This window comes from Streptomyces sp. bgisy027 (genome assembly GCF_057710365.1).
Genome location: NZ_JBYIVZ010000110.1, coordinates 1 through 5,362, shown reverse-complemented (window position 1 = coordinate 5,362; position 5,362 = coordinate 1). Strand labels below are relative to the sequence as shown.

The 5,362-nt window shown below is 71.7% G+C and carries 4 protein-coding genes; all 4 read left to right on the top strand.

All coding sequences use genetic code 11. The annotated features are described in order from the left end of the window. Window positions 1-54: 54 nt before the first annotated feature. The 4 genes from AC3ETA_RS47470 to AC3ETA_RS47455 all read left to right on the top strand — a co-directional run bounded on the left by AC3ETA_RS47470 (window position 55) and on the right by AC3ETA_RS47455 (window position 5,301). The gene (locus AC3ETA_RS47470) at window positions 55-1,374 is read left to right on the top strand and encodes a glycoside hydrolase family 36 protein (protein WP_432199117.1); all 1,320 of its coding nucleotides are present in this window, start codon (window positions 55-57) and stop codon (window positions 1,372-1,374) included. Beyond that, window positions 1,371-3,371: a beta-galactosidase gene (locus tag AC3ETA_RS47465; protein WP_432199116.1), complete on the top strand. Its 2,001-nt coding sequence runs from the start codon at window positions 1,371-1,373 to the stop codon at window positions 3,369-3,371. Before AC3ETA_RS47470 ends, AC3ETA_RS47465 begins: the two co-directional genes overlap by 4 nt. A 174-nt stretch (window positions 3,372-3,545) precedes the next feature. Further along, a complete protein-coding gene (locus tag AC3ETA_RS47460; protein WP_432199115.1) occupies window positions 3,546-3,821 on the top strand; it encodes a TerD family protein in 276 nt (91 codons plus the stop codon). A gap of 133 nt (window positions 3,822-3,954) precedes the next feature. After that, complete coding sequence (locus tag AC3ETA_RS47455) at window positions 3,955-5,301, top strand: phosphatase PAP2 family protein (protein WP_432199114.1); 1,347 nt, start codon at window positions 3,955-3,957, stop codon at window positions 5,299-5,301. Window positions 5,302-5,362: the final 61 nt, after the last annotated feature.

Sequence of the window (5,362 nt, the reverse complement as noted above, 5' to 3'; positions counted from 1 at the left end):
ACTGACGCTGGGCGCCAACAAGGGCTGACGGCCCCTTTCTTGAAAGAGACACCCGTGCACCACCCCTTCACCCCCGTCGCCTCCGTGCCCGTGGACCCGGCCCGCGCCCGGGTTCACGAGGAGGGCTGGCAGTCCTGGAGCCCGAGCGGCACCTACGCGCTCGGCGACAGCCCGTACCGCCCGACCGACGACAACTGGGCGACCGTCTGTTACCGCCCCGGCGTCACCGTCCCCGAGGGCACCTTCCAGGGCGAGGGCCTGCTGGCGCTCGACCCCGGAGACGGCTCCCCGGTCCGGCTGTGGGCGGCGGCGGATCCTCTCAGCGCGGTCCCGTCCGTCCGGCTGGTCATGACGGACGGCGGCGTCGCCGAGGTCAGCGCCGACGGCCCGGTGAAGGAGTGGACGGGGACCGGCATCCAGTCGGTGCTGGGCGACTGGGCCGACAGCCTGAAGCTGCCCGCTCCCCGCCCGGCACCGACGGTCTGGTGCTCCTGGTACGAGTACTTCACCGCCGTCACCGAGGACGACATCCACGAGAACCTCCGTGCGATGGACACCCTCGACCTGCCCGTCGACGTCGTCCAGATCGACGACGGCTACCAGAAGGCCCTCGGCGACTGGCTCACCCTCTCCGGCCGCTTCCGCTCCCGCGCCGGCATCGCCGACGCCATCCGCGCCCGCGGCCGCCGCGCCGGCATCTGGACGGCCCCCTTCCTGGTCGACCCGGCGAGCGACCTGGCCGCCGAGCACCCGCAGTGGCTGGTCCGGGACGAGGACGGCGACTTCACGCACGCCGGCCGCAACTGGGGCCACGACCTGCGCGTCCTGGACACCACCCACCCCGGGGCGGCGGCGTATCTGACGGACGTGTTCCGTACGCTGCGCGCCGAGGGCTACGACTACTTCAAGGTCGACTTCCTGTACGCGGGCGCCCTGGACGGCGTCCGGCACGACACGGAGACCGACGCGCTGACGGCGTACCGCGACGGCATCCGGCTGATCCGTGAGGCGATCGGCGCGGACGCCTACCTGCTGGGCTGCGGAGCGCCGATGCTGCCCTCCCTCGGCCTGTTCGACGCGATGCGGGTCAGCCCCGACACGGCCCCGCACCGCCGCCCCGAGGCCGACGACCACAGCCAGCCCGGCCAGGACCCGGCCGAGTTCACCGGCGCCGGCCGGCAGTGGCAGCACGGCCGTCTCTGGATCAACGACCCCGACTGCCTGATGGCCCGACCGGCCGTCGAGACCCGGGAGCGGTGGGCCGCGCATGTCGAGGCGACCGGCGGCCTGATGGCGTCCAGCGACCGCCTGCTCTCCCTCGACGAGTGGGGCGTGACCACCACCCGCCGACTCCTCGGAGGAGCCGCCCGATGAAGCGCGAACTGTCCGTCCCCGGCATCGCCTATGGCGGCGACTACAACCCCGAGCAGTGGCCCGAGGAGATCTGGGCCGAGGACATGCGCCTGATGCGCGAGGCCGGGGTGACCATGGTCAGCGTCGGCATCTTCTCCTGGGCCCTGCTGGAACCGAGCGAGGGCACCTACGACTTCTCCCTCCTGGACCGTGTCCTGGACCTGCTGCACGGCCACGGCATCGCGGCCGACCTCGCGACCCCGACGGCGGCGCCCCCGGCGTGGTTCTTCCGCGCCCACCCCGAGGCGCTGCCCGTCGACAAGGACGGCAGGGGACTGTCGTACGGCAGCCGCCAGACGTTCTGCCCGTCCAGCCCGGCCTACCGGGAGGCGGCCCTGCGGATGGCGGGCGAGCTCGCCCGGCGCTACGCGGACCACCCGGCGCTGGCGATGTGGCACGTCCACAACGAGTACGGCTGCCACAACGCCGAGTGCTACTGCGACGAGAGCGCGGCCGCGTTCCGGCGCTGGCTGCGCGGGCGCTACGCGGACGACCTGGACGCCCTCAACGACGCCTGGGGCACCCGCTTCTGGAGCCAGTGGTACTACGACTGGGACGAGATCCTGCCGCCCCGCCCCACCGGCGCCGTCCCGAACCCCACCCAGCAGCTCGACTGGCGCCGCTTCTCCAGCGACGAACTGCTCTCACTGTACGAGGCGGAGCGCCAGGTGCTGCTGGAGGCGGCCCCGCAGGTCCCCGCCACCACCAACTTCATGGTGATGTACAACTTCGACGCCCTCGACTACTGGCGCTGGGCCCCGAAGCTGGACGTCGTCTCCAACGACCACTACCTCCAGTCCGCCGACCCCGAGTCCGAGATCGACATCGCGCTCAGCGGCGACCTGGTCCGCTCCCTCGCGGGCGGCCCGTGGCTGCTGATGGAGCACTCGACGGGCGCGGTCAACTGGCAGCCGGTGAACAGGGCGAAGGGCCCCGGCGAGCTGCGGCGCAACGCGCTCGCCCATGTCGCCCGGGGCGCGGACGGCATCGCGTACTTCCAGTGGCGGGCGGCGAAGGCGGGCGCCGAGCAGTGGCACTCGGCGATGCTGCCGCACGCCGGCACGGACAGCCGGATCTGGCGGGACGTGGTCCGGCTCGGGGCGGATCTGAAGGCGCTCGCGGAGGTGCGCGGCAGCGTCGGCACGGCCGAAGTGGCCGTCGTCTGGGACTGGAACGCCCGCTGGGCCCTGGAACTCCCCTCCCAGCCGAGCGCCGAACTGCGCTTCCAGGACCTGGTCCGCGCCTGGTACGAGCCGCTTTGGCGGGCCGGCGTGGCGGTGGACTTCGTACGCCCGGACGCGGACCTCTCGCCGTACCGCCTGGTCCTGGCCCCGACCCTGTACCTGGTGGACGACGCGGGCGCGGCCAACCTCACCGGCTTCGCGGAGCGCGGCGGCACCCTCGCCGTCGGCTTCCACAGCGGCGCGGTCGACGCGAACTGTCATGTCCGGCTGGGCGGTTACCCGGGCGCGTTCCGCGAGGCGCTCGGCGTGCGGACCGACGAGCTGTTCCCGCTGCTGCCCGGCGAGTCGGTGGGCCTGAGCGGCGGCGGCACGGGAACGCTGTGGTCGGAACGGGTACGGCTGTCCGGCGCCGAGCCGGTCGAGTCGTACACGAGCGGCCCGCTGGCCGGAGTCCCGGCGGTGACGCGGCACAGCGTCGGCACCGGAACGAGCTGGTATCTGGCCACGCTCCCCGACGAGTCGACCCTCGCCGCGCTCCTGGCCCGCATCCGCACCGAGGCCGGGGTGCGGCCGGTGCGCGAGACCGCTCCCGGTGTGGAGGCGGTCCTGCGGCGCGGTCCGGACGCCGACTACCTGTTCCTCATCAACCACACCGACCGCCCCGCCGAGGTCACGGTGGCCGCGAACGCCACGGAACTGCTGACCGGCAAGCCGGCGCCGGGCTCGGTCGGGGTGCCCGCGGGGGAGACGGCGGTGGTGCGCGAGCCACGCTGAGGGCACGCCTGCCCCTCGCACGCGAACACTCTTTCGTTCCGGGCCCGGTGTGACAGGGTGGCGTGAACGCGTGGGGGATTTTTCGAGGGGTGGGCGGGGGCGGCATGCCGGAACTGAGCAAGGGCGCGAACATGGCGATGGGCCCTGGGGCCCGTCGTCGCCGAACTGCACGCCGTGGGCGGCACGGTCGACCTCAGCGCCCTGCTGGTGGCGGCGGACGGCAAGGTCCGCTCCGATGACGACCTGGTCTTCTACAACCAGCCGTCCGCCGAGTCCGACGCGGTACGGCATGTCGCCGCCGACGCGGCGGGCGGCGAGCGCATCGAGGTGGACCCGGCCGCGCTGCACATCGAGGCCTACAGCGCCCGCATGACCGAACGCCGTCCGGTCCTCCACACCGACGGCACCATCGAGATGAACGCGGGCCCGGTGGAATTCAAGAGGCGCTGACCGGAATTTTCCTCGCCGTAACCAGGGGATTTCTTGTGCGCAACTCGGATAGCATGATCGAACTGATTGACGATTCAATATCCTGATCTATCCGACAAAACGGCCAAATCAATTGATATCTATAGCGTCGCGGGTGCTCTCGCGAATAAGACGCAGGACTACGTTCGCCACGTGGCTCCGGCCGCGGGCGGTGCTGTGGGGCACGGCGGCCCTGGTGGGCCTCGGATTCCTCATCGCGCTGGAGATCGCCGCGCGATGCTACGGCGTACCGGGACCGATCACCAATCAAATGCGCGAGGTGATATTCCCGCCTAAATCAGGCTTCCTGCTCTATGCGGGCATGGCGCTGATGATGGTGGTCCTCACCTGGCGCGAGCGTTTCATCGCGGCCGGCACCGCGATAGGCATCGACCTCGTCATCGTGCTCGTGCGCTGGATCTCCGGCACCGGCGTCCGAGTCCCCGACGGCCACCCCTTCGGCAACGGCGCACTGCTGGTCGTCCTGGGCTGCGCCGTCCTCGCCGTCACCCGCCGCACCGGCCGGGAACGCATTCTGCTGCTGAAGGGCGTGGGCCTGGCCCTGCTGCTGGTGGCCGGCCGCAAGACCGGCGACACCTGGCTGCTGATCACGTCGAAGACCCGCTACACGGTGCTCGACCAGTACGTGGCGACCGCCGACCACGCGCTCGGCAACCCGTCCTGGCTGGTCGGCCGGCTCGTCAGGGCCACCGGCCCGGTCGGCGCCCACGTCCTGGACTGGGTCTATGTACAGCTGGCCGTGGCCGCGGTGTGCGCCGCCCTGTACCAGCTCCGCAACGTGGCCTCCGAGCGCCGCTTCCCCCGCCACCACCTGGTGCGCACCTTCCTGATGATCGGCCTGCTCGGCCCGGCGTTCTACATGATCTTCCCGGTCGTCGGCCCGATCTTCGCCTACGGCGCCGACGGCGGCCAGTGGGCCGCGGCCAACCTGTGGCCGGAGACGGCACCTCCGCTGATCACCCCGCAGGCGATGCCGTTCGACGGGATCACCCCCCGCAACTGCATGCCCAGCCTGCACACGGCCTGGGCGACCGCGATCTTCATCCACACCCGCACGGGCCCACGCTTCCTGCGCTTCGCCGGCACCTTCTGGCTGCTCGCCACCATCGGCGCCACCCTGGGCTTCGGCTACCACTACGGCGTCGACCTCGTCGCCGGTGTCGTCTTCACCCTCACCATAGAAACGGCCCTGCGCGCCCAGGCCCGCGGCTGGGACCGCCAGGCCACCCGCCTCGTGGCCCACGGCGCCGTGGTCTTCGCGGCCCTTCTGACGTCCTACCGCTACCTGCCGACCCGGATGGCCGACCACCCCTGGCTCGCCGGCCCCCTCCTCATCCTGGCGATGACCTCGGTCATCGCGGCCTTCGTCCGCACCACGACCCAGTGGGACCCGAAACCCGCCCTCACCCCACAACCGAAGCCCCAACCCGAACTGGTCTGACGCCAGAGGGCCGGACCGCTTTCGCGGTCCGGCCCTCTGGCCCGAGGCCGGTCGGTGGCTA